General features: G+C 26.6%; 1 protein-coding gene. It reads right to left on the reverse strand.

The annotated features are described in order from the left end of the window. Positions 1–184: 184 nt before the first annotated feature. The coding region (locus tag AJN69_RS10180; RefSeq protein ID WP_070290189.1) for a type VI secretion system Vgr family protein at positions 185–2,734 on the reverse strand (2,550 nt) is incomplete at its 5' end.

Here is a 2,734-nt window from a genome sequence, read left to right on the forward strand (position 1 = left end):
CTAAAAATACTTCAGGCACGGGATAATCTTTTAAAAACTCTTTAACTTCTTTAAGTTTATTATCTTTAATAAGATCAAAAAACTCCCAACCTATCTCCGTTACCGTTTCTTCATCCATAGCTTGCATTTCTTCTAAAGTTTTCATGTGTTTTTCCTTGTGTTGTTATAATTTAAAAAATTAGTTTTAATCCACTCTTAGATCACCGCCTTTGATCCTTAAGCCCTTATCGTCTATAATAATTTGCATTTTACCTACTTGTATTACAATTTTATCTTCTGTTTGAGAAATGATTGTATTTTTTACCCTAGAAACAATATGTTCTTGTGCTACTAAAACGCTATCTTTGTTTGCTAAAGTATTAACTCTATCAGCTGCAAAAGTACAATCTTTTCTAGCTTTAAAACTAATAGAATCATCTGCTTCGGCTTTAATATATTCATTTGTTTCCAAGGTCATATCTTTTTTGGAATAAAATTTTACAGAGTGGTTAGTTTGGAGCACATAAGAACCTCTTATGGTTTCATTTTTATTATGTCCTACTCTATAAATAGAATCATTTTTAATATCTTGTTCTAGATTATTATTTACAAAGACTCTTTTGTCATTTCCTATTTTTTCTTCGTGGTTTTGCCCTATGTTTATTTCATTGCTAATCCCCACATTTAAAGTATTACTTAAACCTACATTGGTATCTTTAGAGAGTAAAGTATTTTCTAAATATTCAGCCCCTACATTGACATTTTTAAATCCTGCGATATTTTGCATATGACCTAAAGTGATAAATTCAGTATATAAGGCTCCTACTTCTGAAGTTTTATTATTTTTTATGGTTTGCTCATAATTATTACCTATTTCTTCTTTATAATCTTTTTGCGCTAAGATATAAATTTCTTCTTTGTCTTTGTCGTTTTTTAGGGTAATTTCATTCCTTGCTCTTGCATCGGTGTTATCCACTCCTATTGTAGAATTTGCTAAAGTAAGATAATGATTATTAATAGAGCTTAATTCATAATCTGTATTTTCTTGAAGTTTTAAGGTATCTAAGCCTTGATTGATCATAATAGGAACTTCGCTTAAATAACTTAAAGTGCTAGTGGCAATCTCTCTTTGATATCTTGGATAATTATATTGAGGCATAGTTGTAGTCCCATTATACAAACTTCCACTTACATAAGGCTTATCTATATCATCATCTAAAAAAGAAATAATCACTTCATCTCCTATTCTTGGAGTATGATAAAAACCTGAATGATTACTTGCTATACTTGAAGCTACTCTTAAAAAAGGAGTGTGATGATATAAACTTTCTTTTTCATCTAATTCTTCTTGATTAGCATAAAGATTAATCCTTACCTTAACCCTTCCATGCTCATCAGTATAAATAGTATTTCTCTCACTTTCTATATCCTTACTCTCTCCTATAACAATACCTTGAGTGCTATTAGGAGCTTTAGGTTTAGCTTTAAAACTTGGAGTAAAGATAATATTCTTTTTTAATAAAGTTAAAGTATTAGAATAAGATTTACTTAAATTTAAATCTTTTAAATTTAAATGATCATTAGTATTAATAGAATTAGCTAAGATGGCATCATCAATTAAGATTTGAGTATTAGCAATAATAATAAAGTCTTTAAGCAAAGAAGCTTTATCTTGTTTTTCTTCATCTTGATTTTTTATTTCTTCTTGATGATTAAACTCCTTATAATTTAAAGTGATAAAATCTCCTAAGCTAAGATGATAAATATTACTTTTTGCTAGTAAGCTTTCATTTAATACTAAGGCTCTTTTTTCTTTAAGAGAAGGCTTAGTCTTTAAATCAATGCTTTTTGTAAAAGAATATTCACTCTCATAAAAATGTTCATTATAATAAGCTTTGTTATTAAGTTCTTGTTCATAAGGAACTTTATTAGAATGTAAAGATAAAAGATTTAAAGGAGTATTGGCATTGATACTAGAATGTGTAAAAGAATTAGTTCTTAAGCTTTGTTCTTTATAAATAGAAGAAATACAAGCTTGATTTAAAATATTATTAATATTAGGATTATACTCAATTTCTTTATTTTTTACATTTTTATACACATCACAAAAATAAATAGTGTTCTCATCTTCATAAAAAAAGATTCCATTATTATGGCTTAATCTTGTAATAAAGTCTAAATCACTTTCATTGTATTGAGAGATGAGTTCTTGTTCTTCATAATTAAAATGTATATTAGAATAATCAATTTCTTTATGTAAGATATCTTGATAAAAACCAAGGGTTTGTTTAATCACTTCTATAATATTAGTATGAGTATAAATACGATTGGCTTTATTTAAAGAAAGTCTTATCAAGACTGATTGAAGCTTAAAAGAAAAAAAATGCTTGTATTTTATTTGCTTAGTATTTGAAGCGCTATCATTAATATTTAAAGCACTTTCATGATTAATACCTAGATATTTTATATAAGTGATAATTCCTTTATAATTTTTAACTTCATTTGTGTCAAAATTTAAAGTATTGTTTTCATAAGGATTATGAATACTTAAAATAGCTTCTTGATCGATTAAAACATTAGGATGAAAATTAAAATCTTGACTTAGATTAAATAAGCTTTCATCTAAACTTTCAAAAAAACCTTCACATTCTATAGAAAAAAGTTCTTCAAAACTTTCTTTGATGAGGGCTTTAGTGATTTTAAAGGGTAGGGGATTTGAAGTAGAATTTGATATATTAAGACTCATAAAGGAATT

Source organism: Campylobacter sp. BCW_4338 (genome assembly GCF_001763255.1).
GTDB classification, from domain to species: domain Bacteria; phylum Campylobacterota; class Campylobacteria; order Campylobacterales; family Campylobacteraceae; genus Campylobacter_D; species Campylobacter_D jejuni.